The sequence below is a fragment of the Pseudomonas allii genome (genome assembly GCF_055380095.1).
Window position 1 is genome coordinate 5475794 of record NZ_AP039450.1, and the last position, 25919, is coordinate 5501712.

Genomic DNA, 25919 nt, shown 5'->3' on the forward strand with positions numbered 1-25919 from the left:
TACATGGGACTAAAAGTGAGATTGGAATGGTTCGACAGAACCACAGAGCAGCTACGTGGAGCGGAGGAGTCGGCAGACCTAAGAGACGACTACTCGGTTATTTCCGAGCTTAGGCTGTCGCCAACCGAGGACATCAATAACGGTATGTTTGAACTGCGCCGGGAGTGGCTAGCACTGATACAGAAACACTTCTCTCATGAAATTGCTCTTTCAGAAAGCGATTACTTCATCGCGTTTGATTACGAAGATACAAACGAATAACACAGACTTCGAGAATTCAGCTTCATGCGTAGACTGTCACTCACAAACAAAAAACTCCGCAACATCCCTAGACATCTCAGAGCCATAACCCGCTGGGCAGAAAGCTTCGAAGACTGCTTTTACGAAGAGTTATCGTCGCCACCGGACTATGTAAATTTAAGAATCCCAGTTATTGAAAACCTTGTCGAAGGCAAACAAACCACACCGGACATTCTGACGCATTGCGCTCAACAGTTGATTAACGTGGCAGGCCACCTATTTAAAGCCCGGTCAGACGATGCCCCTGAGTGCTGGATTGTCGCCTGCATCATGGTCCCGGACATGTTCTCAAGCCGAGTCTGTGTCTATACCGACAAAGGCCGCTACCTCGGTCACACCCAACCCTTTGACTATGAGTACTTCCGTCAAATCCGCATCACCGGTCGAAGCCTCGCTTGCGAATGGGGGTTGGTGGTTCCTCCAGGCCTACACGAAGTTGGCTTTCAGTTCATCCACGAGGACGAAGAAGGAAACACCTTCGAATCAGAGCATTGGTACTTCGGCGAAGTCAGCACGACCGATGACGACCCTGGCGCAGGGCGCTGGAAGTATCAAACCTTCAGGTCCTTCCAAGCGCAGCATCCACATTTGTTTGGTCCGTCCACCTAACGCGCATTTATCTCACTCTCCGTCCCGGAACAACATCAGGTTTCCCAGCTGTGTCTTCAGCAAAACTATCGCAATTACCGACAGAGAGGGGCGTCCAAAAATAGTGATGAAAATCAGACTACGATGGTACGAAAAGCACGGCAACGACTTGAAAGCGGATGAGTACTCAGCGGATATCGCAGACTCAGACAGTGTTTTTGAAGCATTGGGCTTAAGCGAAGAGACCTCGATATATGCCGACGTATTCAACGTGCTGCCGAGTTGGATAACGATTATTCAGCCGTACTTCCAGCACGCGATCGAACCCGACCGCCTCGACTATCAGATCTCCTTTCGCTACCAAGGCGCCTGGCCACCGCAGCCAAAGCAACCTAAAAAGGCGTCTTGATGCAATGCAAAAGCCCCTCCTCTACCGCTCAGTCAACGCCCGAACCCATGGCATGCGCCACGGCAGTTGCCGCGCCTATCGATATGAGCGGTACACCAAAAACGAAAAAGACAAACCATCAAATTGCGGTTCGATGCATAGCCCTCAACCCGACTTAACCCCACTCGCCGCCTCAGCCACCGGTACCCGATTCGCCGGGTCCGTCACGTCATACACATGCTGCTCACACCCCGAGCCCTTGAATTGGAATTCCACCAGATACACTTTTGCCTTCTCCGGGCTGAACGTATTCATCTTCGGCCCACAGGTGTAGTAGTAACCGGTGCGGGTGTCGTTCGCGTAACCCGATACAGTGAGTTTCTTGCCGGGGTCCGCCTGGATTTCCAGTTGTGGAAAACGCTTGAAGCCCGCACTGGCCACGGTCTGGTTGAGCTTGGCGATCCAGTTGAAGACCTTGCCTTCGCCGGTGTCCATCACCGTGCCGAGGGCTTCCATGCGTGGGTCGGGGTCGCCTTCGCGGCTGATCGAGAAGTCGACGGCGGGAGTGCCGCCACTGGACTTCATGATGACCTTGGCGTGTTCCGTATCCACCGCCACGGTTTTCTGGCGAAACTGAATGCCGTCCTTGAGCAGGCTGGGCGATGAGTCGCGTTGGTTGGATTGGCAGGCGCCCAGGGCCAGGGCGAGGGAGAGCAGCGCGATTCGCTTCACGGGGGATGTCCTTATCGGGGAAGAGTGTGATGACTGGACCCGAATTTAAACGGATTGTTCCGCTTTAGAAGGGTGGCGATGCGGGCGCTGCGGTCTGGCAGGCATACCGAGGTGATCCCTTCGCAGCCTCGCTGGGGCTCGACAGCTCCCACAGGGGATTAGCGGTGCGGCCGTTTCAAGCGTTCTCAAACACCAACCGCGCGCACAATCCACCCTGCTTGCGGTTATGCAGCGCCAACCGGCAGCCGATCTTGCCCACGATCATCTGCACAATGGCCAACCCCAAGCCCGCGCCATTGGCATTACCCCGGCTGTAGAACCGTTCGTACAGGCGCTCCATTTGTGCCTCATCAATCCCCGGCCCATGGTCTTTCACGCTCAGGCAATGAGCACCAATCACCACCTTCACTTCACTGCCTGCCGGGGAAAAGTTAAGGGCATTGGTCACAAGGTTCTGCAACGCAATCGCCAACGCCGCCGGTTCGGTTTTCACCCAACACTCCTCCTCCCCTTCCAGCACCAGCTCAACGCCTTTTTCCATGGCCAGGGGGGTCAATTCGGCGAGTTCTTCGCGCACCAGTTCAGTCAGTTGCACGCGCCCGCACACAGGATTGTGCAACTGCGGTTCGATGCGCGCCATGGTCAGTAACTGGCTACCAATACGGGTGGCGCGGTCGACGCCATTGACTAGAAAAGCCAAGGCTTCGCGGCGCTGTTCTTCAGTGACGGCGCTTTGCGCGTTCTGCGCGTGAATGCGCAGGATCGCCAGGGGCGTGCGCAGTTCATGGGCGGCGTCGGCGATGAAGCGGCGTTCGCGTTCGAGCAGTTCATCCACTTGGACCAGCAACCGGTTCAGCGCGGTTTGCATGGGTTCCAGGTCGCTCGGCAACGGCTTGAGGTGCAGCGGTTGCAAGGTCTCGGCAGTTCTCCCACGGATGGAAAGAGCCATGGCCCGCAGCGGTTTGAAGCCCCAGCCGATCACCAGCCAGATCAACACCGTCAGCAACGGCACGCCGATCAGCGTGGGCCACAGGGTGTGGCGCATGATGCGCTGGATCACGTCCTGGCGGATGTCGTCGCGCTCGCCCACCCAGATCAACACGCCCTGTTGCGGGTCGGCGAGGAGGAAGGCGCACCAGTCGTTGCCGTTGTCCATCAGGTCGTGGGAGCCGAGGGTGGTCGGTGGCGCCGCCAGCACCGGCGCTTCGGCAGAGCGCACCAGTAACTCCCCTGCGCTGTTCCAGACCTGGAAGGTCAGGCGGGTTTCATAGGGATGGGCCACGCCGTCCTCGCCGACTCGGCTCATGGCCTGGTCGAACGCCTGGTACAACCGCTCCCAACCCGCGTCCCCAGGGTCACGCTGGCGCAGCACGCTTTGCAGCAGGCGCGCACTCTGGGCGAGTTGGGCGTCGTAGACTTCTTCGATTTCGTGATGGCTGTCGCGCAGGACCAACCAGCTGATCAAGGCATCGCCCAACAGGATCAACACCAACACCGGGACGAGAATGCGCGCGCGAACCGAGGTCATGCGGTGAGCACCAGCACATAGCCGACACCGCGTACGGTGCGGATCAGCTCGGTGGATAACTTTTTGCGCAGGTTATGGATCAGCACTTCCAAGGTGTTGCTCTCGACCCGGTCCTGCCAGCCATACAACGCGCGGGACAACCGCTCGCGGGTGACGACCTTGCCGGGGCGCACCATCAATTGGTGTAGAAGTTGGTACTCCATGGGGGTGACGATGATATCGGCGTCCTGATAGCGCACTTGCTGGGTAGCCGGATCGAGGCTGACGCCGGCGTGTTCCAGCAGCGGTTGCGCGCGGCCCTGGCTGCGGCGCAACAGCGCGCGTACGCGAGCCTTGAGTTCTTCCACGTCGAAGGGTTTGACCAAGTAATCGTCAGCGCCCGCGTCCAGGCCGGCGATACGTTCGGCGGTGCCGTCGCGGGCGGTGAGGATCAGCACCGGCACGTCGTGTTGCTCGGCGCGCAGTTGCTGCAACAGGTCGAGGCCGTCGAGGCGCGGTAGCCCAAGATCGAGCAGCAGCAGGTCGAACGATTCCGTGCGCAGGGCATGCAGGGCGGCAACGCCATCTTGCAGCCAGTCGAGGGTGTAGCCTTCGGCGCCCAGGGCCACGCGAATACCCTGGCCGAGGGCACGGTCATCTTCGACAAGGAGTAGGCGCATTACGGATTCTCTGTAGGAAACGGCGAAATCATGCCGGGTTTCGCCGGAGCCCCCTCGGCAAAGATGTTACGGCTCGTTGCCAACTAAGGTTGCACTAAGGTTGGTTTTGCACTGTGCAAACTCCTACGTTTGCTGAGAGCTTTTCCATGCGCAAAATTCTCCTGCTGTCCCTGATTCTCGCCAGCCCCCTGGCCGTCGCCGGCCCACAGTGCACCACCGCCGAACGCTCACAATGGCAAGACGAAAAAGCCTTCCAGGACAAGCTCAAGGCCGAAGGCTACACCATCAGCAAGTTCAAGGTCACCGACGGCAATTGCTACGAGATCTACGGCTTTGACAAAGACAAGCGCAAGGTCGAGATCTACCACGACCCGGTCACCGGCAAAGCCGTGAAGACCGAGATCAAAGGCTGATGCCAGGCGAATCCCTGCGCCTGTGGGACCCGTTGGTGAGGCTGTTTCATGGCTCCATCGCCGGGGTCTTTGTCGCCAATTACTTCTTTAACGAAGCAGGCGACGACTGGCATGTCTGGCTGGGCTACTACGCCATGGCCTGGCTGCTGGTACGTGGGGTGTGGGGATTTGTCGGACCGCGTAGCGCCCAATGGGCGGACTTCTGGCCGACGCCACGACGCCTGAATGCCCACCTACGCTCGCTCCTCAGCGGTCGGCCACAGCATCGCCTGGGCCATTCGCCGATTGGCGCGCTGGTGATGCTATTGACGTTGCTGGCGCTGCTGACCCTGGGTATCAGCGGTTTTCTGATGCAGGAAGTCGATGCCCTGTGGGGCGCCGACTGGCCGCTGCAAATCCACGAAACCGCCGCCAATGGGCTGCTCGGCCTGGTCTGCGTCCATGTTCTGGCAGCGATCATTGAAAGCCTCCAGGTGCGGGACAACCTGCCGTTATCCATGCTCACCGGTCGCAGGAAGCGCCTGCCGGATGAACGTGCGCCGTAATTCTTTGACCCACAGGTTCCCTATGCGCTCCGTCCTCCTGATCTTCGGCCTGCTCGCGGTGTTTTTCGCCGCCTGGCAGAGCCATCCGCCCCATGTGCTGGCACCGTTTGCCCAGGTGAGCCCGAACGCCGCCAAAGTGGTATCGGCCCCGCAGTACACCAGCCGGTTTGTGTCGACACAGCTCACCGATTTTGTGCACTCCTCGTCCGTCACTGCCCTGCCCGGTGGCGACCTGATGGCGGTGTGGTTTGCCGGTTCCCGCGAAGGTGCCGCCGATGTGCAAGTGCGTACCGCGCGCTTCGACGCACGCGCCGGCGAATGGGGCGCCGAGCAGGTGCTGGCTACGCGGGAAAGCACCCGCGACGGCACCCAGCGCTATATCCGCAAGCTCGGCAACCCGGTGATTGCCCTGGCGCCAGACCAACGCCTGTGGATGTTTTATGTGTCGGTGTCGGTGGGTGGCTGGGCCGCCAGTGCGATCAATGTGATGGTATCGGATGACCTGGGCGCCAGTTGGTCGGCACCGCGGCAACTGGTGACGTCGCCGTTCTTCAATATCAGTACCCTGGTGCGCGCCGCGCCGGTGTTCCATGCCGATGGTTCCATCGGGCTGCCGGTATATCACGAGTTCATGGGCAAGTTTGCCGAGTACCTGTACTTGAGCGCCGACGGGGCGGTGATCGATAAATTCCGCATCAGCCGCGGTAAGCATTCCCTGCAACCGACCATCGTGCCGCAGGATGGCCTGCGCGCTGTGGCGATGTTGCGTTACGCCGGCGACACCCACCACCGCGTGCTGGCCAGCCGCACCGAAGACGCCGGGCAGACCTGGAGCGAGCCCTACCCGCTGGCGCCAGCCAACCCCAATTCATCGCTGGCGGCGGTGGGCACCCAGGATGATGGTTTGCTGGTGGCTCTCAATGACTTGGAGGACGGTCGCTTCAAGCTCAGCCTGTATGGCACCGACGCACAGCTCACACAGTGGCGCACCGTGGTGGAACTGGACCAGTCACCCGACCCGCTCGGTCAACCGTTTTCGCCCGAGGCCTATAAAGCAATCATCGGCGAAGGCTTCCGCGCCTCCAGCGGTGCCCGACGCCTGCCGTTGGAGCAGCGCTTCCTCAGCAACCTCGACTACCGCGTGTGCAAACCCCAGGGCTGCGATTTCGAATACGAATACCCGTATTTCAGCCGCAGCCCGGACGGCATGTACCACCTGGTGTACTCGTGGAATAACACCTTTATCAAGCATGTCAGCTTCAACGAAGCCTGGCTGGCGGAGCGTCTGTGATGGTTGCTGTGTGGCAGGCCCATTTGAGTTTTGTGTTGCTGGGTTTCGTGGCGCTGAGCGCGCTGCGCTTCACCGTACCGTGGCGGCCGTGGTTGCTACCGATGTTGGTGGTGGTGAGTTTTATCCCGGTCAATGCGCTGCCCCTGGCGGCGTATGTGCGCAGTTTTACTGATGACTTGGCGATCAGCACCTTGGTGTTGCTGGCGTGGGTGGGGTTGTGCCGGCTGGGCGTGGTGCGGGCGCTGGATCGACACCATCAGGTACAGATGCTACTGCTCTTTGGGCTGCTGAGCCTGTTGCTGTACCCCGCCACCTTGGGCCTGACCTATTTCGATCCGTATCGCTGGGGCTTCAACCCTCGCCCGATGATTGTGCTGGTGGCGGTCGCGACGCTAGTGATGCTGTGGCTGCGCAACACGCTGGCGGTGTGGATGTTGGCGGTGGGTACGCTGGCGTTCGCGCTGCGGCTCAAGGCATCGGAAAACTATTGGGACTATCTGGTCGATCCGCTGCTGACGGTCTACTGCGTAGTCGCCGGACTAATGCAATTCAAACTGTGGGAGCGGGCTTGCCCGCGATAGCGGTGTATCAGTTACCGCTGTGTTTACTGAACCACCGCTATCGCGGGCAAGCCCGCTCCCACATGGGTTCTGCGTCGTTTTAAAGAATGGGAAAAATAATGAGTGCGTTGCAATCACGCCGCCTGCGCTACGGCGTGGGCGCGATCGGGTTGGTGTTTGTGCTGCTGGCTGCGTTGCGGCTGGTGTTTGTGCTGGGTTTTTCCGGCCTGGATTTGAGGACCCCGGCCCTGCTGGAAACCCTGGGCATCGGCCTGCGGTTCGACCTGCGCCTGGCGGTGCTGCTCCTACTGCCGCTGGCCGTACTGGCATGGCTGCCGCGCTGGAACCTCATCACTCTGCCCGCCCTGCGCTGGCTGGCACGCGCTTATCTGACGGTGGCGCTGGCTGTGGTCGGCCTGGTGTACATCATCGACTTCGGCCATTACGCCTACCTCGGCGTACGCATCAATGCGACGGTGCTGCGCTACCTGCAAGACGCACAGATTTCACAACAGATGGTGTGGGAAACCTACCCAGTGCTGTGGATAACTGCCTGTTGGCTGGCGGCGGTGGCGCTGTGGGTCTGGGCGCTCGTCTGTCTCGAACGATTGACACTGGACCGCGCACCCAGCGCCAGCGGCAAACTGTCCCTGGTAGCGGTTTCCATCATCGCCGTGGTCGGCGTGCTGCTGGCGCTGCTCGGTCGCGTCGCCCATCTCAATCTGGAAAACCCGGTGCCCCTGCGCTGGAGTGATGCGTTCTTTTCCGGCAACAGCCAAGTCGCCGCAGTGGGGCTGAACCCGGTGCTGTTTTTGTACGACACCCTCAAGGTTGGCCAGTCGCAGTTCGATGAAGCCCAGGTGCGCAAACATTACCCGCTGATCGCCGACTACCTGGGGGTAGACACACCCGATGCGCAGTCACTCAATTTCATCCGCAGCCAAGGCGTACAACCCTATCGACTGGCCGGCGAGCGGCCGCCCAACGTGATCTTCGTGATGCTCGAATCCCTTGGCACCAGCGCCGTAGGCGCCTACGGCAACCCGCTCAACCCCACGCCGAACCTGGACAAACTGGCCAGCCAGAGCTGGTTCTTCAAACACTTCTATGTGCCTGTCACCGGCACTGCCAAGACCGTGTGGGCCAGCATCAGCGGCGTGCCGGACGTGACCCGCCAGGAGACTGCCACGCGCAACCCGCTGATCACGCGCCAGCACACGCTGATCAACGCCTTCGAGGGTTACCAGAAGTTCTACATGATCGGCGGCAATGCCGGCTGGGCGAATATCAACGCGTTGATTCGTCAGAGCATCGACGGCGTGCAGTTGTATGAGGAAAGCCACTGGCGTTCGCCCCGAGTGGACGTGTGGGGCATTTCCGACCTGGACCTGTTCAAGGAAGGCGACCAGTTGCTGCGCGCCGTGCCCAAGGAACAGCCGTTCTTCGCCTACCTGCAAACCTCCGGCAACCATCGCCCCTTTACCATCCCCAGGCACAACGACGGTTTCCAGGTGAAGGACGTGACCCTGGAGCACGTCCAGGCCGCCGGGTCGCGCAGCGTCGAGCAGTACAACGCGGTGCGCTTGCTGGACTACAACATCGGCCGCCTGATGGACATCGCCAAGGCCGGCGGCTGGTACGACAACAGCATTTTCGTGTTCTTCGGCGACCACAACACGCGCATCAGCCAGATCCCGCACATGGCGCCGGCCTTTGAGCAGCTTGGTTTGGAGAGCAACAACGTACCGCTGCTGATCCACGCCCCTGGCCTGCCCCCCCGGGTGATCGAGGAGGCCGTGGGCCTGGCGGATCTTTTGCCCACCGTCGCCGGCATGGCGGGCATGCCGTTTCGCAATGGCGCGCTGGGGCGTGATATCCAGCAGCCGGCGCCCGAAGGCGAACGCGTGGTGCCGCTGGTGTTGCGCGAAGGCACCTTCCCGATCATCGGCGGCGTCACCCGGCACTTCCTGCTGCAGATGCAACACGACGGTAGCTCGCCGACCCTGCATGACCTGGCCTCACCCAGCCCGCGAGAGAACGTAGCCGCGCAGCACCCCGAAGAGTTTCAACGCTTGCAGGGATTGACCCGAGGGCTGCATGAGAGTGCGCGGTTGATGCTGTTCAGCAACGTACGAGAGTGATTATTGGGGCTGGAAAGTTTCGAGGTAGGCCAGGATGTCGGCAATCTTGTCCTGGTCGTTGATGCCCCAAAAAATCATCCGCGTGCCACTCACCACCTTCTTCGGCGCTTCGATATAGGCGGCGAGCTTGTCGCGGGTCCAGACCACACCGGAGTTTTTCATCGCGTCGGAATACTGATAGTCCGTGGTCGTCCCGGCGGGCCGGCCGATGATGCCGTTGAGCTGCGGACCAAAACCGCCGCGCGCACCCTCGCCGATGCTGTGGCAGCCGCCGCAGGTCTTGGTGAAGAGTTTGCCGCCCGCCTCGGCGTCGCCGGCCGCCAAAGCGGGGCTTGCGTTGAGGGCCAGGACGAGGGTGAACAGGGCGTACTTCATGGCAGACTCCACAGAGGGTGTAGCGGGCGATTATGCCTGTTTGTCTGGAGCGCATGCTCATCCAGATTACCGTTTCAGTCCTTGGGGTGCGCAGCGCCGCTATCCTCCCGCCCCCCCTTGCGCAAATGTGCAACCCAGACACTCTGAATGACCATCCATCGCTTCATACACATCCAATCGAACCTAAGCAGCTGTGTTCTACTCCACCTCTATGAACCCTGATGGTGGAGTAAGGATCATGGCTCAGCCATCGATTTTGGTATTGGAAGACGACGAAATCATTCGGGCGTTGATGGTGGATGTGCTGGAAGATTTCGGCGCGGTGGTGACGTCGTTTCCTTCGGCGGATGAAGGGATGATTTACCTGGAGCGGGGCGACGACCCGGTGGACCTGATTGTCAGCGATATCCAGATGCCGGGTTTGCTCAATGGCTACGACCTGAGCAAGGTGGTGGCGCATCGTTGGCCGACGGTGCCAGTGGTGTTGACCTCCGGTAATACGAAGCTGGCGGCACAATTGGGCGGCTCGGTGCGGTTCCTGCCCAAGCCCTGGAGCTCCGAACATTTGATCCAATGTGTGCAAACGGCGCTCACCCAGCAAGGTTTATCCATGCATTGATAGCGCTTCAACATCACTCGAACCGAACTTCACGGCGGGCGCTGTGGTCATTGATGAAGCAAGGAGCGACTTTTCTGATCCGCTGGTCAGCCTTTTCGCCTTGTGCGTACAGCTGCCTGCCTTGAGTTGTGTAGAATTGTCGCCCATTAAAACGCGTCATTCATGGCCGAGAGGCCCACAGTTCGAGCTCATTGAATGCATTCACAGGCCCATGACGTTGGTGCGCCCTCTTTGCTGGAAACGTTGCGCACAGGCACGGCCCTGCTGCATGTGGCGTTGGAAAAGCGCCTGCCGTTTTTCTCCGAGCGCCTGGATGCCGACTGGTATCAGCGCTTGCTTGAGGCGTACTACGGGTTTTATGGGCCAATGGAAGCGGCGCTGTACGAATGTGATTTGATCCCTGAAGGCTTTGATCAGGGGTTGCGTACGAAAACACCCACGCTGCTGAATGACCTCGACGCGTTGGGTTTGAATGAACAGGCTATCGGCGCCCTGCCCCGCTGCGCCGAACTCCCGAACCTCGACACCCCCGCCGCCTGCCTCGGAGTCCTCTACGTGCTGGAAGGCGCGACCCTCGGCGGCCAAGTGCTGCGCCGGGAAATGGCCCAGCGCCTGGACGTCAATGCCGATAACGGTGGGGCGTTTCTCAATGTATACGGCGCCGAGACCGGTCGACGCTGGAAAGACTTTCTCGATTACCTGGGCCGCCTGCCGCTGGATGCCCCTGCCAAACAGCGCGCGGTAGAGGCAGCCCGTTCGACATTCCGCTGCTTTGAGCAATGGCTCGACAGCCAGGAGGTACTGCTATGAAACCCGAAGACTTTGAAGAGCTGCTTGCCAACTGTGCCGACGAGCCGATTCGCTTCCCGGGGGCGATCCAGCCCCATGGCGTGCTGCTGACATTGTCCGAGCCCGAGCTGAATATCATCCAGGTCAGCGCCAACGTGGGCAGCTTGTTCGGCCATGTGCCCGAGGCGCTGCTGGGCCAGCCGCTGCACACGCTGGTGGGCGCCGAGCACGCCCAGGCCGTTGCTGCCATGGCCGAAAACAACACGTTTTTTGACGCGCCGCCGCTGCACGTTTCCTTTAACGGCGCAGAGTTCGAAGGCCTGCTGCACCGCCATCAGAATGTGCTGGTGCTGGAATTCGAGCCGCGTCTCAAAGACTTCCGCCCACGGGCACTGAACGGTCGCACCAGCGACCTGGGCAAGATGCTGCAACGTTTGCAGTCGGCGAAAACCCTGCAAGCGCTGTACGAAATCAGCGTGACTGAAATCCAGGCCATGACCGGCTACGACCGCGTGCTGATCTACCGCTTCGAAGATGAAGGCCACGGCCAGGTGATCGCCGAAGCGTCGGCGCCGTCCATGGAGCTGTTCAACGGGTTGTTCTTCCCCGCGTCCGACATCCCGGAGCAGGCCCGCGAGCTGTATCGCACCAACTGGCTACGTATCATCCCGAACGCAGCCTACGAGCCGGTTCCGCTGTTGCCCAAGCTGCGCCCGGACACCGGCCAGCCGCTGGACCTGAGCTTTGCCACCCTGCGCAGTGTGTCGCCGATCCACTGCCAGTACATGCAGAACATGGGCGTGTTGTCGTCCATGAGCATCTCGTTGATGAAGGGCGACAAACTCTGGGGCCTGATCAGCTGCGGCAACCGCGAGCCGCTGCTGGTGCCGAACGACTTGCGCACCGCCTGCCAGACCATCGGCCAGGTGCTGTCGCTGCAGATCAGCGCCATGGAGGCCCTGGACCTTAGCCGTCAGCGCGAGGAGAAAGTCGAGGCCCTGGCGTTGCTCGACCAGGCCATGAAGCGCTCGGCAGAGAACGTATTCGACGGCCTGGCCCAGCAACCGCAATTGTTGATGGATCTGACCTTGTCCGGCGGCGTTGCGATCATCGAAGACAAACAACTGCACCGCTACGGCAACTGCCCGGAACCGGCGCAGATCCGTGCCTTGCACAAGTGGTTGCAAGCGCGCAGCGAGCCGGTGTTTTCCAGCCATAACCTGGTGTCGGTGTACCCACCGGCCGCCGAGTTCCAACAGGTAGCCAGTGGCGTGTTGGCCATGAGCCTGCCTAAGCCTGTGGACAACGGTGTGCTGTGGTTCCGCCCGGAAGTGAAGGAGAACATCAACTGGAGCGGCGACCCGAAAAAACCGCTGGACCTGGAAAACTCTGACGCAGGCCTGCGCCTTCGCCCACGCACCTCGTTTGAAATCTGGAAAGTGGAAATGGCCGGCATCTCCACCAAATGGAGCCACGGCGACCACTTTGCCGCCAACGACCTGCGCCGCTCGGCCCTGGAAAACGACCTGGCGCGCCAGGTGCTGCGCGAGCAACAAGCGGTGCGGGCGCGTGATGAGCTGGTGGCGGTGGTGTCCCACGACCTGCGTAACCCGATGACGGTGATCTCGATGCTGTGCGGCATGATGCAAAAGGCCTTCAGCTCCGATGGCCCACACACCTCGCGACGCATTTCCTCGGCTATCGACACCATGCAACAGGCCGCCGGGCGTATGAACGTGCTGTTGGAAGACTTGCTCGACACCTCGAAAATCGAGGCCGGGCGGTATGTGGTCAAGCCGGTGGCACTCGACGTGACCCAGATCTTCGAGGAAGCCTATTCCCTGCTGGCACCGCTGGCGATGGATAAGGGCATCGACCTGTCCTTCAACGCCGAGCCGGGCCTGCAGATCAATGCCGACCCGGAGCGTCTGTTCCAGGTGCTGTCGAACCTGATCGGCAACGCGATCAAGTTCACTCCGCGCCAGGGCAACATCGGCATCAGTGCCATGAGCAATGGCGAAGAAATTGTGTTCTCCGTGCGCGACTCGGGCGAAGGCATTGCACCGGAACAACTGCCGCATGTGTTTGACCGTTACTGGACCCAGACGGAAAACAACCCGACCGGCAGCGGGCTGGGGCTGTATATCACGCAAGGTATCGTCCAGGCCCATGGCGGCAAGATCGTTGCCGAAAGCGAAGTGGGTCGGGGGAGTGAGTTCCGGTTTACGGTGCCGAAGGTGATCGACGACTCGCATACCTGAGTGAACGTCCCTACTGTGAAGGTAGAGTGTTTTGTGGCGAGCGGGCTTGCCCCGCGTTGGGCTGCGCAGCAGCCCCAATAGATCCACTGTGAACTTCCAGATACACCGAGTTGGGTGGTTTGAGGGCTGCTGCGCAGCCCAACGCGGGGCAAGCCCGCTCGCCACATGCCATGTTTAAACGGGCAACACCACCACCGCCTCCAGCCCTCCGCCGTGGCGTTCGGTCAGGGTCAGGGTGCCGCCGTGTTCCAGCACAATCGCCCGGGCGGTGGAGAGCCCCAAGCCGACACCGCCCGTGCTTTTGTTGCGTGAGCCCTCCAGGCGATAGAACGGCAGGAACACTTCCTCCCGATGTTCAGCCGCAATACCCGGGCCGCGATCCAGCACGCGAATCACGACCTCGTCCTGTGTGTGCTGCAACTCGATCTCCGGCGCGACGCCATAGTGGATCGCGTTGTCCACGAGGTTGGTCATCACCCGCTTGAGCCCCAGGGGCCTGCCGAAATACACCAGGCGTGGCGGACCGTGAAAGGTGATGTCGATCGCCTGGTCGCGGTAGTCGTCAATCAGGGTTTGCAGCAATTCCGCCAGGTCCAGTTGGGTCGCTTGCTCCAGGCGGGCGTCGTCGCGGAAGAATTCCAGGGCGGTGTTGATCATGGCCTGCATTTCATCGACGTCGCGAAACAGTCGCTGCTGCTGGTCGACGTCTTCGATGAACTCCCCGCGCAGGCGCAGGCGCGTCAGCGGCGCACGCAGGTCGTGGGAGATGGCAGCGAGCATTTGCGTGCGGTCCTGGATGAAGTGGCGTAACTGCGCCTGCATGCTGTTGAACGCAAGGATCGCCTGGCGGATTTCATGAGGCCCCACCGGTTCGACGGGCGGTGCGCGAAAGTCTGCACCAAAGCGCCGAACGCCGTGGGCAAAGTCCTGCAGCGGTCGCGCCAGTCGCCGAGTGGCCACCAGGGTGACCAGTGCGGTGGAGACCAGCACCAGCAACACCACGATCACACTGCGTGCGCCCTCGTCCAGGCCCCAGCTGCGGGCAGGCGCGGTGAACATCAGCCAGGAATGATCAGCCAGTTGCATCAGCAGCATGTAGTGGCCATTGCCGTCGGGCCAATCGGACGGTTCATAGGCTTCCATGGGCCGGATCGGGCCGTCGAGCAGGTGCTCGAAGGCCTCTTCTCCCGACTGGAAATCCGGGTCCTGCAGCACGGGCAAATCAAAGGCTGTTCGCTGCGCCGACCACCTCACGCTGAACGCGTCGTCAGCCATTACTTCTGCCAGACGCGGTCGTTGCGCCGGCGCCGACGCTTCGACCACGCGCACCACCACGGCGATTTTTTCCAGCAGGCCGGTTTCGGTGAGCGGCGGCCGTGCCCAAACCCCCGCCAGCTTCACGAACAGGGCGTTGAACGCCAATGCGGTGAACATCGCGATCAGCACCGTCAGGGCGATCCAGCGGGCCACGGTGTCGCGTGGGCGGCGGCTCATGAGCGGGTCACGCTGGCGGTGAATTGGTAACCGCCATTGCGTACCGTGCGGATCATCGCCGGGCGTTTGGTATCGAATTCCAGCTTGCGGCGCAGACGGCTCACTTGCACGTCGATGCTGCGGTCAAACGCGTCATGGCTGTGGCCCCGCGCCAGGTTCAACAACTGTTCGCGGGTGAGCACGCGCTGGGGGTGTTCGGCGAACACCAGCAGCAGGTCGAACTCGCCGGACGACAACGGGATCATCACCTGGTCGGGCGAGCGTAATTCGCGGCGCGTGAGATCCAGTTGCCAGCCAGCAAAGCGGATCAATGGGCGTGCGACCTCCCCCATCGGCAGCCGCGTTTCACCCGCACGGCGCAAGACCGCGCGCACCCGAGCCAGCAATTCACGGGCATCGAAAGGTTTGCTCAAGTAATCGTCGGCGCCCATTTCCAGGCCTACCACGCGGTCGCTGAGTTCGCCCATGGCGGTGAGCATGATCACCGGCGTCACGTATTGCTGGCGCAGGCGCTGGCACAGCAGCAGGCCGTTGTCACCGGGCAGCATCAGGTCGAGGATGATCAGGTCAGCCGGCTGGCGCTCCATGGCCGCCCACAGCTCGGCGCCACTGGCAGCCGTCTCGACCCCATAGCCGTGTTGCAGGAAAAATTTCTTCAGCAGGGCGAGGACTTCAAGGTCATCGTCCACAATCAACAAGTTGCTCACCGACGGTCTTCACTGGGTTGGGTCGAGGCGCTATCTAAAACCATTCGGCACGGTCCGTCATATATTTCAATCGTGCAATAAAGCGTCAACGGCGCAATAAACCAGACATCTTTGCGCAAGGTCGCACTGCCAGGATCGGCCTCCCTTTTTTTGCGGAGACTGTGCCCATGTGCTCGCTGACCTACCCCCAGCACCTGGCCCGCCAGGCCATGCTGTTGCTGACAGTGTCCTACCTGACGGGCTGCGCAAGCCCGGCCCCATTCGCGCCGACTGCCCGCTGCGCGCAGGTGGATTACCCGGTGTATGACCCGGCCGAGCCGGTCAACCGCGGCGTGTTCGCGTTCAACCGTGCTGTAGATGACTACGCCCTGGCACCGGTAGCGCGAGGCTACCGTTACCTGCCGGATTTTTTCCAGCAGGGTGTGCATAACTTCGCGAGCAACTTCAGCGAGCCGGAGATATTCATCAACGACCTGCTGCAAGGCAACCCGAGACGGTCGGTCAATACCCTGGGGCGCTTCGCCGTGAACACAACGGTGGGCGTGGTCGGGTTGTTCGATGTGTCGGATCGCCTGGGCATCCCGCGCCATAAAGCCGACTTCGGCCAGACATTCGGTGTGTGGGGGATCGGCAATGGGCCGATTGTCGAACTGCCGTTGCTGGGCACCAGTAATAGCCGGGATGCGGCGGGCAAGGTCTTGAGCTTCCTGGTTTCGCCACTGGGCGACAGTAATACCGTGCAAACCCTGGGCACCATCAGCCTGGTGGGCGGCACCGTCGATACCCGTGCGTCATTGTTGCCGCTCACCGACAGCCTGCAGAAACTGCCGGATTACTACAGCGCGTTGCGCAATGTGGTGGCGGAAAATCGGGCGGCCTTTGTGCGCGAGGGCCAGGAAGGCGCGACATCTCCCGGGCTGGACGGTTGCGCCAACAGCGCCTCGGATGACTTCTGAAAGCACTGGCCGCCCGTGTCATATCTTGCAGCAGCGCGTTTATAGCTGACTCGTTTCGCCCTCTATAAATTTGGCCTCACTTCGCTGCAACAGGCGAAGTAGTCCTCTACACAATAGAAGGAAACATCCATGCTAAGCGCTATCAATCACACACTGGGCAGCTTTCAATACCCTCCACTGCAGCAGGACGATGCAGAGCCCCAGCGCAGGAAGCGCAGCATTGACGTCACACACTCGCAACTGAACGCCGCCGATCTTGGGAGCACGGCCGCCAACGACCGTCGCAAAAGCGGAGGTGGGTTAGACACCCTGGGTCAAGGAAGGTTGCTCTAACCCGCCTTAATGCGAAGGGCAGTGCACGGCCCTTCGTACTGTTGTTTAACAAAACCATGACATTCACTGGGCTAACCTTGCCGGTTAAACCCAGCGTGGAACCATTACCTGCATGCCGCACCTCGACACACTGCCCGCCGTATTGGCTGGCCCACTGCTGCGCCGCCTCGAACCCCGGCGCCTGGTATTGTGGCTGGTGGGAAGTCGAGCTCTGGAACTGACCCTGCAGTTGCATCTACCCGCCCAAACCCTGGAGATCAAACTTGATCATTGCCAGGTCGTACCGGTTGGGCACCATGCTTTTATCCACTTGATCGATGTGCCATTGGACAAGGCCCTGCCCCTGGACGTCGCGATCAGTTACGACGTGTTGTTCGACAACACCGGCATCGCCGACTGGGCACCCCACCTGCTGTACACCAACGCCCACTTCCCAAGTTTTGTTTTGCACAGTCGTATCCATCAGTTGGTACACGGCTCATGCCGCAAACCCCACCACAGCGCCGATGAAGGCCTGTTGTGTGTCGACCGCCTGTTGGCCGATGCCCACACCCCAGCCGAGCGCCCGGCCCTGCTGATGATGAGCGGTGACCAGGTGTACGCCGACGATGTGGCCGGGCCGATGTTGCGCGCAATACATGCATTGATCACACGCCTGGGCCTGTTCGACGAATACCTGCAGGGCGCCGTGATCGATGACAGCGCCAGCCTCTACGGGCATCGTGCCAGTTACTACCATCGCGCCGACCTGCTGCCGGCACTGGACAGCAACGAAACCTTGCGTGAACGCTTCTTTGGCGGTGTGAAAAAGCCGATCTTCACCAGCAGCACTGCCGACAATCACCTGGTCACCTTCGCTGAAGTCATTGCGATGTACTTGCTGGTATGGTCGCCGACGGCCTGGGAACTGATCGCGCCTGAAGCGCCGCAACTGAGCACAGAAGAACTGCAGCGCTACACCCACGAACAGATGCAACTCGACCGATTCCGCGAGGGCTTGCCAGGTGTCGCCCGGGTGTTTGCCCACCTGTCCACCTTGATGATCTTTGACGACCACGACATCACCGACGATTGGAACCTCAGCGCCCAATGGGAAGCTACCGCCTACGGCCACCCGTTCTCCAAACGCATCATCGGCAACGCTTTGCTGGCCTACCTGCTGTGCCAGGGCTGGGGCAATCAGCCGGATGCGTTCAGCAAGCTGGTCAGCCAAACCCAGGCGCTTACCTGCCAGCCACAGGCCAATCACCTGGATGCCGCCGCTCAGGATGAATTGATCGACGCGCTGCTCAAGTTCCAGCAATGGCACTACGTGCTACCCACCACCCCGGCCCTGGTGGTACTCGACACCCGCACCCGCCGCTGGCGCAGCGAGTTCACCCTCAAGCAACCGTCCGGCCTGCTCGACTGGGAGGCGTTGAGTGAGCTGCAACAGGAGCTGCTCGACCATCCCTCGGCCATTATCGTGTCACCCGCCCCCATCTTTGGCGTGAAGTTGATCGAAACAGTCCAGAAAATTTTCAGCTGGTGCGGGCACCCGTTGCTGGTGGATGCGGAAAACTGGATGGCCCATCGTGGCGCTGCCCAGGTGATCCTCAATATCTTCCGCCACTCGCGTACGCCGGGTAACTACGTGATCCTTTCAGGTGACGTTCACTATTCGTTCGTCTACGAAGTGCTGATCCGCCATCGCAACGCCGGCCCAAGGATCTGGCAGATCACCAGCAGCGGCATCAAGAACGAGTTCCCCCCACGCCTGCTGGAATGGTTCGACCGCCTCAACCGTTGGCTCTACTCACCGCGCTCGCCGCTCAACGGGTTCACACGCCGTCGCAGCATGAAGGTGGTGCCGCATATTCCAGAGGACGCCGAAGCGGGCGAGCGGTTATGGAATTCAGCGGGGATAGGCCAGGTGTTTTTCAACGATCAGGGCCAGCCTGAAGCGATCTACCAGCACAACGCGGATGGGCGGGTGCGGACAAGGATGACGGCGCCGAAGTAATCTTTCCCACAGACATAAAAACACGTTCACGCCAGTCTTGTAGAAAGATCACAAGTGACTGTTTAAATCGCACGGATCATTTTTACGCTGGTGGGCTGTGACATTGTGCTGCTGCATGGCTTCATCAAAAAAAGCCAAAAAACACCTGTGGTAGAACTGGACACCGCCCGGCGTCGTAAACGCAAGCTATGAGGCACAACCTATGAACAAGCATATTGGCTCCAACTTCGACGACTTTCTTAACGACGATGGGCTCATTGAGGAAGTGTCAGCAGGGGCGTTGAAACGTGTCATCGCCTGGCAGTTGGCAGAAGCCATTAAAGCCCAGAAAATCAGCAAAAAAGCGCTGGCCGAGCGTATGCACACCAGCCGTACCGCAGTAGACCGGGCGCTCGATCAGAACGATGCAGGCATGACATTGGCAACCCTGGCAAGTGCGGCAAGGGCTCTAGGCCAACGGGTAGAAGTTCGGCTCATACCTGACTCGGATGCAATACTGCCGATTACCTGAAGCGGCATGCCAGACGCTCACCGGGAAGCCGGACTCTTCAGAGACAGCCATAGCCATTAGCCATCAACCTTTCGCCGTACATCTGCCCTATTCAAAGCGTCCAAGCCCCGTTGTACAGTAGCGCCAGCCACGGAGTATCGGCGTCAACAACGGCAGGCTTTGCAGGCCTGCCCACGCAAGGAACGCGCAGATGGGCGATACCTCCGACAACAACCCGTTGAAACAGGACTTTTCTCACTTCAACGCCGACATGTTGCACACCGTCCTCGAATTGGTCAGCGACGGGATCTGGGACTGGAACGCCAACACCGGGTTCGTCTACCGCAACCCAGGCTGGTACGAAATGCTCGGTTATCCCCGCCATGCGCTGGAGAACAGTGTATTCACCTGGGAAAACGTGATTCACCCAGACGACTACCCCCGGGTGATGACGCTGTTTGACGACTACATCCACCGTCGTGCCCCCTACTACCAAGCCGAATACCGCTGCCGCAAAAAGGATGGCAGCTACCTGTGGATCGAAGACCGTGGCTACGTGATTGCACGTAACGCCGACGGCTCGGTCGCACGGATGGTGGGCGCCCACCGCGACATTCATCTGCGAAAATGCTCCGTCGAGCAGTTGGAGCAACGCAATCAATCCCTTGAGGCACTGGTGGCCGAGCGCACGCGCGAATTGTCGCGGGTCAACCAGCAGTTGCAGCTACAGCTGGATGAAAACCGCTCGTTGGCCGAACGGGATGCCCTGACCCTGGTCGCCAACCGCTACCGCCTGGAGAAAGTGCTGCTGGAAGAATGCGACCGCGCCCAGCGCTTTCGCCTGCCGCTGGCGTTGATCGCGATGGATATCGATGACTTCAAGCCGATCAATGACCGTTACGGTCATGGCGTGGGCGATCAGACGCTGGTGCAGGTGGTGCAATGCCTGCAACGCTGTGTTCGCCCAGGTGATCTGTTGGCCCGATGGGGCGGCGATGAGTTTGTGCTGGTCCTGCCCAAGACCTCGCTGGAAAGCGCGAAGACACTGGCACATAGCATCCGCCAGCAATTGAGCAACAGTTCGCACAGCCACGACTTCACCGTCACCTTGAGCCTGGGTGTAGCCGAGCGCGAACGGGATGAATCCCCCGCCGCCCTGATAGCGCGTGCCGACCAGGCGCTGTACCGCGCCAAGGCGGCGGGGAAGGATGGGGTCTCTGAATAACAGCCCCCGTGTTACCGAACCGGCGGCGCGTACTGGATGCCGCCGTTGTTCCACAGCGCGTTGAGCCCGCGCTTGATCTTCAGCACGCTGCCCTGGCCGATATTGCGCTCGAACACCTCACCGTAGTTGCCGACCTGCTTGACGATCTGCACCACCCAATCCTTGCGCAGCTTGAGGTCCTTGCCGTATTCGCCATCCGCCCCCAGCAACCGCGCGACATCCGGGTTTTTGGTGGTCTTGGCTTGCTCTTCGACGTTCTGCGAGGTGATGCCCATTTCCTCGGCATTGAGCATGGCGAACAAGGTCCACTTGACGATGCTGAACCACTCGTCATCGCCTTTACGCACCAACGGCCCCAACGGTTCCTTGGAGATCACTTCCGGCAGCACCACAAACTCGTCCGGGTGGGCCATCTTGATGCGCTGGGCGTACAGACCGGATTGGTCGGTGGTCAGCACATCGCAACGCCCGGCTTCCAGGCCCTTGGCGCTTTCGTCGGCGGTGTCGAAGGTGATCGGCGTGTACTTCATGCCGTGGGTGCGGAAGTAATCCGAGACGTTCAGCTCGGTGGTGGTGCCGGCCTGGATACACACGGTCGCGCCATCCAGTTGCTTGGCGCCGGTAACGCCCAGTTTGTTGTTCACCAGAAAGCCGATGCCGTCGTAGTAGGTCACGCCGGTGAACACCAGGCCCATGCCCGAATCGCGGGAGCTGGTCCAGGTGGTGTTGCGCGAGATCAGGTCGATTTCACCCGATTGCAGTGCAGTGAAGCGCTCCTTGGCGGTCAACTGGGTGAACTTCACTTTCGATGCATCGCCGAAGACCGCCGCCGCTACTGCATGGCACACATCCACATCGATACCGGTCATCTTGCCCGTGCTGTCCGGTACGCCGAAACCCGGTAGCCCGTCGCTGACGCCGCATTGGATGAAGCCTTTTTTCTGAATGGCGTCCAGGGTTACGCCCGCATAGGCGCTGCTCGCCAGGCCCAATGCAGCGGTGGTGCCGATCACGGCCAAGGTGGTTTTGAATGGGTTCATGCAAGGCTCTCCCTGTCATTCCTTATTATTCGACGCCCCAAAGCCCGCGCCGGTTTATAGTGCTGCCGGGCAGTATCTACGGCTTCGCACCGCTGCCACAAACGACCTTTAGGCAAAGGCTCCTTCCGATTTGGAATGAAGTGCATGATTTCAAAACGCTTGACCCCTTCGATGACAGCCCTGCAATGCTTCGAAGCGGCCGCCCGCCACTTGAGCTTCACCCGCGCCGCCGAGGAGCTGCACCTGACCCAGAGTGCAGTGAGCAAACAAGTGGCGCAGTTGGAGGAGATGCTCTGCCACAACTTGTTCGACCGAGTGCGCCAGCGTCTTTACCTGTCACCGGCAGGGTCGCTGTACCTGGCCGAAGTGCACAAGATCCTCACACAGGTCGACATCTCCAGCCGCTACATCCTCACCTACGGCGGCGAGACCGAAGTGCTGCGCATCGCCACCCAGCCGACCTTCGGCGACCGTTGGCTGGTACCCAAGCTCAAGAATTTTGCGGCGCATCATCCGAACATCCACCTGGATGTGCGCAACGAGTTGGAGCCGTTCGATGTGTTGCAGGCCAAGGCGGATATCGCGTTTTTCTTCGGCCAGGGTTCATGGCCGGGAGCGACCTGCATCGAGCTGTTCCGTGAGGCGGTGGTGCCGGTGTGTGCGCCGGGTTTCGTCGCCGAGGGCAGCGATGCTTCGTCGCGCCACACCCTGCTGCAATGCACCTCGCGCCCGGAGGCCTGGCACGAGTGGTTCCTGGAGCAGGGCCTGCACTCGCAGAACAGCTATCACGGGCCGCGCTTCGACACGTTCTACATGTGCATTCGCGCGGCACAGTCGGGTTATGGCGTCGCGTTGGTGCCGCAGTATCTGGTGGCCGAGGAGCTGGCCCAGGGCAGCCTGATGATCCCCTGGGACTATGCGATGCCCAGCAGCGGCGCGCACTTTATCGCCCATGCCGAACATGCCGGCGAGATCCCCAAGGTGAAGGCTTTCCTGAGCTGGATGGTCGACTATGTAGGCGCACATCGCGATTTTCAGTCATGACCCGGCGACTTTATTTCGTTTGCGACAAGGGTGGGCGCCCGGCTTAGATAAAAGACGCCCGTCACTGCCGAGTTTGCGATTCATGAGCCACGAAACCATCAGCCAGTCGATTTCCATCGTTCACCCCATCAGCCTCAGCCACGGTAAGAACGCCGAAGTCTGGGACACCACGGGCAAACGCTACATCGATTTTGTCGGCGGCATCGGTGTGCTCAACCTCGGTCATTGCCACCCGGGCGTGGTCGAGGCGATTCGTGACCAAGCCACCCAACTGACCCATTACGCGTTCAACGCGGCGCCGCATGCGCCCTACATCGAACTGATGGCGCGGCTGACCGCATTTATCCCGGTGACCTACCCGGTCAGCGGCATGCTCACCAACAGCGGCGCGGAAGCGGCGGAAAACGCCCTGAAGATCGTACGCGGCGCCACTGGCCGCACGGCGGTGATCGCCTTCGACGGCGCCTTCCACGGCCGCACCCTGGCCACGCTCAACCTCAACGGCAAGGTAGCGCCCTACAAACAGAAGGTCGGTGTGCTGCCGGGTCCGGTGTATCACCTGCCCTACCCGAGTGCCGACAACGGCGTGAGCTGCGCCGAGGCGTTGAAGGCCATGGAGCGCCTGTTCAGTGTGGAAATCGACGTCAACGATGTGGCCTGTTTCATCATCGAACCGGTACAGGGCGAAGGCGGGTTTCTCGCACTGGACATCGAATTTGCCCAAGCCTTGCGACGCTTTTGCGATGAGAAAAATATCCTGCTGATTGCCGATGAAATCCAGTCGGGCTTTGGCCGCACCGGACAGCGCTTTGCCTTTTCGCGGCTGGGCATCGAACCGGACTTGATCCTGCTCGGCAAAAGCATCGCCGGTGGAGTACCGCTGGGCGCCGTGGTCGGGCGAAAAACGCTGATGGACAACCTGCCCAAAGGCGGTTTGGGCGGGACTTATTCCGGCAACCCCATCGCGTGTGCGGCGGCCTTGGCCACGCTGGACGCGATGACCGACGAACACCTGGAGACCTGGGGCGCACAGCAGCAACACGCCATCGTCAGCCGCTATGAAAGCTGGCGCGCGCAAGGCCTGCCGTACATCGGCCGCCTGACCGGTGTCGGCGCCATGCGCGGCATCGAGTTGGCCAACGCCGACGGCACACCCGCGCCGCAACAGCTCGCCCAGCTCTTGAGCCTGGCGCGGGACGCCGGGTTGTTGCTGATGCCCAGCGGCAAGTCGCGGCACATCATCCGTTTGCTCGCGCCGCTGACCATCGAGCCTGCGGTGCTGGAGGCAGGCCTGGATATCCTCGAGGCCAGCCTCAAGCAATTGGACTAGTAGCGCGCATCCACCGGTTTACCGCCGTTCGGCCAGTCCTTGACCTTGTCGGGGAAGTCCGGGCGCGGTTGACCTGAGAAATACGCCGCCACATCCACCGCTTCCTGGTCCGATAACCCACCCTGCCCCAGCGGGAATTTCTCGTGAAAGCCGATCGGCATGTTGCGTTTGACGAACGCTGCCGCCGTGTAGGTGCGCGCCATGCCGGCGCCGATATTGAACGATTGCTCGCCCCATAGCGGCGGGTAGATCAGCTCGCCATCAGCGCGTGCCAGGCCCTGACCATTGTCGCCATGGCACACCGCGCACTGTTTGGCGTACACCTGCTTGCCATTGGCCAGGTCCGGCTTGAGCGCCGGGTCGACCTTACCCACGCCGCGCCCGGCGACTTTGTCTTCAGGGCGGGTGTTGTTTTTCATCCAGTCGAAGTACGCGACCATCGCCTGCATATCCGCCGATTGCGGCGGCAGAGGCTTGCCGTTCATCGAGCGACGGAAGCAGCCGTTGATGCGCTCTTCCAGGGTCACCACCTTGCCCGCGCGCGGCGCGTAGCTGGGGAAAAACGCCGAGACGCCCACGAACGGCGAGCCGTCCGCCACGGTGCCGGCGTTGAGATGACAACTGGTGCAGTTGAGCGCGTTACCGACATTGGCGGGCAACAGCGCCTTGGTTTGCAGGTGCAGGCGCATGCCGCGAATGACCTGGTCGGCATTCGGGGCGGCAAGCAGATCGGCCAGTCGCGGGGTTTCAAACGCCGACGAATCGGTAGTAGCCGGGTTGAGTTGGTCACGCAGTTTTTTCACTTGGGCAGCGCTTATCGGCGTGCCTTCGTTGCCCCAACGGGTGCGCACGAATGTCAGGATTTCGGCGATTTCCTGATCGTTCAAACGGGCGAAACCCGGCATGGTGTAGACCCGTGGGTGGGTCGCCGTCTGTGCGGTCTCCCAACCGGTGAGCGTGATGTGCAGCAGTGAAGTCGGGTTGCTGGAGGCGATGCTCGGGTTGCCCGCCAGGGGCGGGAACAGGCCTTTCACGCCCGCCCCGTCGCTGCGATGGCAGTCGCTGCAGAACTGCATGTAACCCAGGCCACCGCGGCTGCTAAATAAGTCCGCCGGGGGCGCGGCGGGCGCCACGGCCACGGACGGCATGGGCAGGTCGTCCTTGCCGGGCGGCAGGGACTTCAGGTAACGGGCGATGGCCGTCAGGTCGTCTTCACTGAAGTGCTGGGTGCTGTGGTGAATCACATCGGCCATGTTGCCGGAGACCGTGGCAAAGCGGTTCTGCCCGGTCTTGAGCAGTTGCACAGTGTCTTCCACAGTCCACAGGTTGCGCAGGCTCAAGGCGCGCCAATGCTCGACGGTCTCGCCGGCCAGGTAATGCTGGCCACTGCGCCCCGCGTCGTTCATGGCTTTTTCCTGGAAGGCAATGCCCCGTGGGGTGTGGCAGGAGCCGCAGTGGCCCAGGCCCTGGACCAGGTAGGCGCCACGGTTGAGCTGATCATCTCGCGCCGGATCGGCCTGGAAGGGCTGTTTATCGAGAAAGGCGAAATTCCACAGCGCCAGGCCCCAGCGCTGGTTGAACGGAAAGCCCATGTCCGCCTCCAGGTTAGCCTGTCGCACTGGCTCGACGCCCTGCATCAGGTAGGCGTAGAGGGCGCGCATGTCGGTTTCGCTCATCTTCGCGTAGGACGGATACGGCATCGCAGGGTACAGGTTCATGCCCGTCGGCGTTACGCCTTCGCGCATGACGCGGTCGAACTGTTCGAAGGTGTAGCCGCCAATCCCGGTCTCGCGGTCTGGCGTGATGTTGCTCGAATAGATCGTGCCCATCGGCGTGCTCAACTCCATGCCGCCGGCCATGACCTTGCCTTGCTTGGCGGTGTGGCAGGCAATGCAGTCGCCCAGTTGCGCGACGTATTTGCCCTGTTCAATCAGCGAGGGGTCAGGCGTGTTGGCGAGCAGGGGAAGAGACAGGCAAAGTGTCGCCCCCAGCAAGGCCAGGCGGGAAAGGGAAAGCGCCATCGCATTAGTCCTTTAATAACCCGGCGTGGGGTGGTCCCCTGGGCGCAGGTCAGTGGTCGTTTTTATGGGTTCATCAGGCCTCTGTGTT

Annotated in this window: 25 protein-coding genes and 1 pseudogene; 18 read left to right on the top strand and 8 right to left on the bottom strand. The window is 60.9% G+C overall.

Features of this window, described 5'->3' with window-relative positions; all coding sequences use genetic code 11:
- Nucleotides 1–3 precede the first annotated feature (3 nt).
- From ACZ445_RS25085 to ACZ445_RS25095, 3 genes are all read left to right on the top strand, one after another.
- On the top strand, nt 4–261 hold the full coding sequence (locus ACZ445_RS25085; RefSeq protein ID WP_058423400.1) for a colicin E3-like toxin immunity protein: 258 nt from the start codon (nt 4–6) through the stop codon (nt 259–261).
- Nucleotides 262–285: 24 nt separating this feature from the next.
- Complete coding sequence (locus ACZ445_RS25090; protein WP_058423401.1) at nt 286–909, top strand: DUF3916 domain-containing protein; 624 nt, start codon at nt 286–288, stop codon at nt 907–909.
- Between the two features lie 100 nt (nt 910–1009).
- A complete protein-coding gene (locus tag ACZ445_RS25095; protein WP_058423432.1) occupies nt 1010–1297 on the top strand; it encodes a colicin E3-like toxin immunity protein in 288 nt (95 codons plus the stop codon).
- 144 nt (nt 1298–1441) lie between these two features.
- Here ACZ445_RS25095 and ACZ445_RS25100 read toward each other — a convergent pair whose 3' ends face one another.
- The 3 genes from ACZ445_RS25100 to ACZ445_RS25110 form a co-directional block, all read right to left on the bottom strand.
- Entirely contained in the window at nt 1442–2008 is a 567-nt protein-coding gene (locus ACZ445_RS25100) for a hypothetical protein (protein WP_058423402.1), read from the bottom strand.
- Between the two features lie 175 nt (nt 2009–2183).
- Nucleotides 2184–3536: a sensor histidine kinase gene (locus ACZ445_RS25105; RefSeq protein ID WP_310863651.1), complete on the bottom strand. Its 1353-nt coding sequence runs from the start codon at nt 3534–3536 to the stop codon at nt 2184–2186.
- Nucleotides 3533–4195 (bottom strand): response regulator, encoded by a 663-nt coding sequence (locus ACZ445_RS25110; RefSeq protein ID WP_058423404.1) that lies wholly within the window; start codon nt 4193–4195, stop codon nt 3533–3535. The genes ACZ445_RS25105 and ACZ445_RS25110 overlap by 4 nt, the downstream gene beginning before the upstream one ends.
- A gap of 146 nt (nt 4196–4341) precedes the next feature.
- Between ACZ445_RS25110 and ACZ445_RS25115 the strand changes: the two genes are divergently transcribed.
- The 5 genes from ACZ445_RS25115 to ACZ445_RS25135 all read left to right on the top strand — a co-directional run bounded on the left by ACZ445_RS25115 (nt 4342) and on the right by ACZ445_RS25135 (nt 9145).
- Nucleotides 4342–4608 (top strand): PepSY domain-containing protein, encoded by a 267-nt coding sequence (locus ACZ445_RS25115; RefSeq protein ID WP_015885790.1) that lies wholly within the window; start codon nt 4342–4344, stop codon nt 4606–4608.
- Nucleotides 4608–5153, top strand: a complete 546-nt coding sequence (locus ACZ445_RS25120) for a cytochrome b/b6 domain-containing protein (protein WP_310863652.1) — start codon at nt 4608–4610, stop codon at nt 5151–5153. The genes ACZ445_RS25115 and ACZ445_RS25120 overlap by 1 nt, the downstream gene beginning before the upstream one ends.
- Before the next feature lie 22 nt (nt 5154–5175).
- The gene (locus ACZ445_RS25125) at nt 5176–6444 is read left to right on the top strand and encodes a sialidase family protein (RefSeq protein ID WP_058423406.1); all 1269 of its coding nucleotides are present in this window, start codon (nt 5176–5178) and stop codon (nt 6442–6444) included.
- Nucleotides 6444–7025: a hypothetical protein gene (locus ACZ445_RS25130; RefSeq protein ID WP_058423407.1), complete on the top strand. Its 582-nt coding sequence runs from the start codon at nt 6444–6446 to the stop codon at nt 7023–7025. The genes ACZ445_RS25125 and ACZ445_RS25130 overlap by 1 nt, the downstream gene beginning before the upstream one ends.
- Before the next feature lie 98 nt (nt 7026–7123).
- Nucleotides 7124–9145 carry an LTA synthase family protein gene (locus ACZ445_RS25135; RefSeq protein ID WP_464693838.1) on the top strand — a complete coding sequence of 674 codons (2022 nt, stop codon included), beginning with the start codon at nt 7124–7126 and terminating at the stop codon, nt 9143–9145.
- On the opposite strand, the gene ACZ445_RS25140 is transcribed toward ACZ445_RS25135, so the two are convergent.
- On the bottom strand, nt 9146–9520 hold the full coding sequence (locus ACZ445_RS25140) for a c-type cytochrome (RefSeq protein ID WP_310863653.1): 375 nt from the start codon (nt 9518–9520) through the stop codon (nt 9146–9148).
- Between the two features lie 238 nt (nt 9521–9758).
- Here ACZ445_RS25140 and ACZ445_RS25145 point away from each other — a divergent pair, with 238 nt between their 5' ends.
- From ACZ445_RS25145 to ACZ445_RS25155, 3 genes are all read left to right on the top strand, one after another.
- Nucleotides 9759–10139, top strand: a complete 381-nt coding sequence (locus tag ACZ445_RS25145) for a response regulator (protein WP_058423410.1) — start codon at nt 9759–9761, stop codon at nt 10137–10139.
- 195 nt (nt 10140–10334) lie between these two features.
- Nucleotides 10335–10949 (top strand): biliverdin-producing heme oxygenase, encoded by a 615-nt coding sequence (locus ACZ445_RS25150; protein ID WP_058423411.1) that lies wholly within the window; start codon nt 10335–10337, stop codon nt 10947–10949.
- The gene (locus tag ACZ445_RS25155) at nt 10946–13189 is read left to right on the top strand and encodes an ATP-binding protein (RefSeq protein ID WP_058423412.1); all 2244 of its coding nucleotides are present in this window, start codon (nt 10946–10948) and stop codon (nt 13187–13189) included. The genes ACZ445_RS25150 and ACZ445_RS25155 overlap by 4 nt, the downstream gene beginning before the upstream one ends.
- Nucleotides 13190–13363: 174 nt before the next feature.
- On the opposite strand, the gene ACZ445_RS25160 is transcribed toward ACZ445_RS25155, so the two are convergent.
- The gene (locus tag ACZ445_RS25160; protein ID WP_310863654.1) at nt 13364–14683 is read right to left on the bottom strand and encodes an ATP-binding protein; all 1320 of its coding nucleotides are present in this window, start codon (nt 14681–14683) and stop codon (nt 13364–13366) included.
- Nucleotides 14680–15390: a response regulator gene (locus tag ACZ445_RS25165; protein WP_058423414.1), complete on the bottom strand. Its 711-nt coding sequence runs from the start codon at nt 15388–15390 to the stop codon at nt 14680–14682. Before ACZ445_RS25165 ends, ACZ445_RS25160 begins: the two co-directional genes overlap by 4 nt.
- 167 nt (nt 15391–15557) lie before the next feature.
- On the opposite strand from ACZ445_RS25165, the gene ACZ445_RS25170 reads away from it, so the two are divergent.
- The 5 genes and pseudogenes from ACZ445_RS25170 (at nt 15558) to ACZ445_RS25190 (ending at nt 20396) form a co-directional block, all read left to right on the top strand.
- The gene (locus tag ACZ445_RS25170; RefSeq protein WP_464707699.1) at nt 15558–16346 is read left to right on the top strand and encodes an MlaA family lipoprotein; all 789 of its coding nucleotides are present in this window, start codon (nt 15558–15560) and stop codon (nt 16344–16346) included.
- 445 nt (nt 16347–16791) lie between these two features.
- Nucleotides 16792–18681, top strand: coding sequence for an alkaline phosphatase D family protein (locus ACZ445_RS25175; protein ID WP_310863656.1), 1890 nt, complete (start codon nt 16792–16794; stop codon nt 18679–18681).
- Nucleotides 18682–18747: 66 nt separating this feature from the next.
- Nucleotides 18748–18873 (top strand): annotated as a pseudogene (locus ACZ445_RS25180) (type II toxin-antitoxin system RelE/ParE family toxin); the annotation flags it as partial.
- A 10-nt stretch (nt 18874–18883) separates the two neighbouring features.
- On the top strand, nt 18884–19192 hold the full coding sequence (locus tag ACZ445_RS25185) for a helix-turn-helix domain-containing protein (RefSeq protein ID WP_179029771.1): 309 nt from the start codon (nt 18884–18886) through the stop codon (nt 19190–19192).
- Between the two features lie 190 nt (nt 19193–19382).
- Nucleotides 19383–20396 (top strand): diguanylate cyclase domain-containing protein, encoded by a 1014-nt coding sequence (locus ACZ445_RS25190; RefSeq protein WP_464707701.1) that lies wholly within the window; start codon nt 19383–19385, stop codon nt 20394–20396.
- 11 nt (nt 20397–20407) lie between these two features.
- Here ACZ445_RS25190 and ACZ445_RS25195 read toward each other — a convergent pair whose 3' ends face one another.
- A complete protein-coding gene (locus ACZ445_RS25195; RefSeq protein ID WP_058423421.1) occupies nt 20408–21436 on the bottom strand; it encodes an amino acid ABC transporter substrate-binding protein in 1029 nt (342 codons plus the stop codon).
- Nucleotides 21437–21580: 144 nt separating this feature from the next.
- Between ACZ445_RS25195 and ACZ445_RS25200 the strand changes: the two genes are divergently transcribed.
- Both ACZ445_RS25200 and ACZ445_RS25205 read left to right on the top strand, forming a co-directional pair.
- Complete coding sequence (locus ACZ445_RS25200; RefSeq protein WP_464707702.1) at nt 21581–22480, top strand: LysR substrate-binding domain-containing protein; 900 nt, start codon at nt 21581–21583, stop codon at nt 22478–22480.
- Between the two features lie 82 nt (nt 22481–22562).
- Nucleotides 22563–23810: a 2-aminoadipate transaminase gene (locus ACZ445_RS25205; RefSeq protein ID WP_464707703.1), complete on the top strand. Its 1248-nt coding sequence runs from the start codon at nt 22563–22565 to the stop codon at nt 23808–23810.
- On the opposite strand, the gene ACZ445_RS25210 is transcribed toward ACZ445_RS25205, so the two are convergent.
- The gene (locus ACZ445_RS25210; RefSeq protein WP_464707705.1) at nt 23807–25831 is read right to left on the bottom strand and encodes a c-type cytochrome; all 2025 of its coding nucleotides are present in this window, start codon (nt 25829–25831) and stop codon (nt 23807–23809) included. The genes ACZ445_RS25205 and ACZ445_RS25210 overlap by 4 nt on opposite strands.
- Between the last annotated feature and the right edge of the window lie 88 nt (nt 25832–25919).

Bases quoted from the DNA above. Each gene is read 5' to 3' on its own strand.
- ACZ445_RS25130 (WP_058423407.1), top strand. From the start codon at position 6,444: ATGGTTGCTGTGTGGCAGGCCCATTTGAGTTTTGTGTTGCTGGGTTTC.
- ACZ445_RS25175 (WP_310863656.1), top strand. From the start codon at position 16,792: ATGCCGCACCTCGACACACTGCCCGCCGTATTGGCTGGCCCACTGCTG.
- ACZ445_RS25135 (WP_464693838.1), top strand. From the start codon at position 7,124: ATGAGTGCGTTGCAATCACGCCGCCTGCGCTACGGCGTGGGCGCGATC.
- ACZ445_RS25105 (WP_310863651.1), bottom strand. From the start codon at position 3,536: ATGACCTCGGTTCGCGCGCGCATTCTCGTCCCGGTGTTGGTGTTGATC.
- ACZ445_RS25125 (WP_058423406.1), top strand. From the start codon at position 5,176: ATGCGCTCCGTCCTCCTGATCTTCGGCCTGCTCGCGGTGTTTTTCGCC.
- ACZ445_RS25205 (WP_464707703.1), top strand. From the start codon at position 22,563: ATGAGCCACGAAACCATCAGCCAGTCGATTTCCATCGTTCACCCCATC.
- ACZ445_RS25145 (WP_058423410.1), top strand. From the start codon at position 9,759: ATGGCTCAGCCATCGATTTTGGTATTGGAAGACGACGAAATCATTCGG.
- ACZ445_RS25160 (WP_310863654.1), bottom strand. From the start codon at position 14,683: ATGAGCCGCCGCCCACGCGACACCGTGGCCCGCTGGATCGCCCTGACG.
- ACZ445_RS25085 (WP_058423400.1), top strand. From the start codon at position 4: ATGGGACTAAAAGTGAGATTGGAATGGTTCGACAGAACCACAGAGCAG.
- ACZ445_RS25185 (WP_179029771.1), top strand. From the start codon at position 18,884: ATGAACAAGCATATTGGCTCCAACTTCGACGACTTTCTTAACGACGAT.
- ACZ445_RS25200 (WP_464707702.1), top strand. From the start codon at position 21,581: ATGATTTCAAAACGCTTGACCCCTTCGATGACAGCCCTGCAATGCTTC.
- ACZ445_RS25210 (WP_464707705.1), bottom strand. From the start codon at position 25,831: ATGGCGCTTTCCCTTTCCCGCCTGGCCTTGCTGGGGGCGACACTTTGC.
- ACZ445_RS25115 (WP_015885790.1), top strand. From the start codon at position 4,342: ATGCGCAAAATTCTCCTGCTGTCCCTGATTCTCGCCAGCCCCCTGGCC.
- ACZ445_RS25170 (WP_464707699.1), top strand. From the start codon at position 15,558: ATGTGCTCGCTGACCTACCCCCAGCACCTGGCCCGCCAGGCCATGCTG.
- ACZ445_RS25140 (WP_310863653.1), bottom strand. From the start codon at position 9,520: ATGAAGTACGCCCTGTTCACCCTCGTCCTGGCCCTCAACGCAAGCCCC.
- ACZ445_RS25190 (WP_464707701.1), top strand. From the start codon at position 19,383: ATGGGCGATACCTCCGACAACAACCCGTTGAAACAGGACTTTTCTCAC.
- ACZ445_RS25195 (WP_058423421.1), bottom strand. From the start codon at position 21,436: ATGAACCCATTCAAAACCACCTTGGCCGTGATCGGCACCACCGCTGCA.
- ACZ445_RS25155 (WP_058423412.1), top strand. From the start codon at position 10,946: ATGAAACCCGAAGACTTTGAAGAGCTGCTTGCCAACTGTGCCGACGAG.
- ACZ445_RS25110 (WP_058423404.1), bottom strand. From the start codon at position 4,195: ATGCGCCTACTCCTTGTCGAAGATGACCGTGCCCTCGGCCAGGGTATT.
- ACZ445_RS25090 (WP_058423401.1), top strand. From the start codon at position 286: ATGCGTAGACTGTCACTCACAAACAAAAAACTCCGCAACATCCCTAGA.
- ACZ445_RS25150 (WP_058423411.1), top strand. From the start codon at position 10,335: ATGCATTCACAGGCCCATGACGTTGGTGCGCCCTCTTTGCTGGAAACG.
- ACZ445_RS25120 (WP_310863652.1), top strand. From the start codon at position 4,608: ATGCCAGGCGAATCCCTGCGCCTGTGGGACCCGTTGGTGAGGCTGTTT.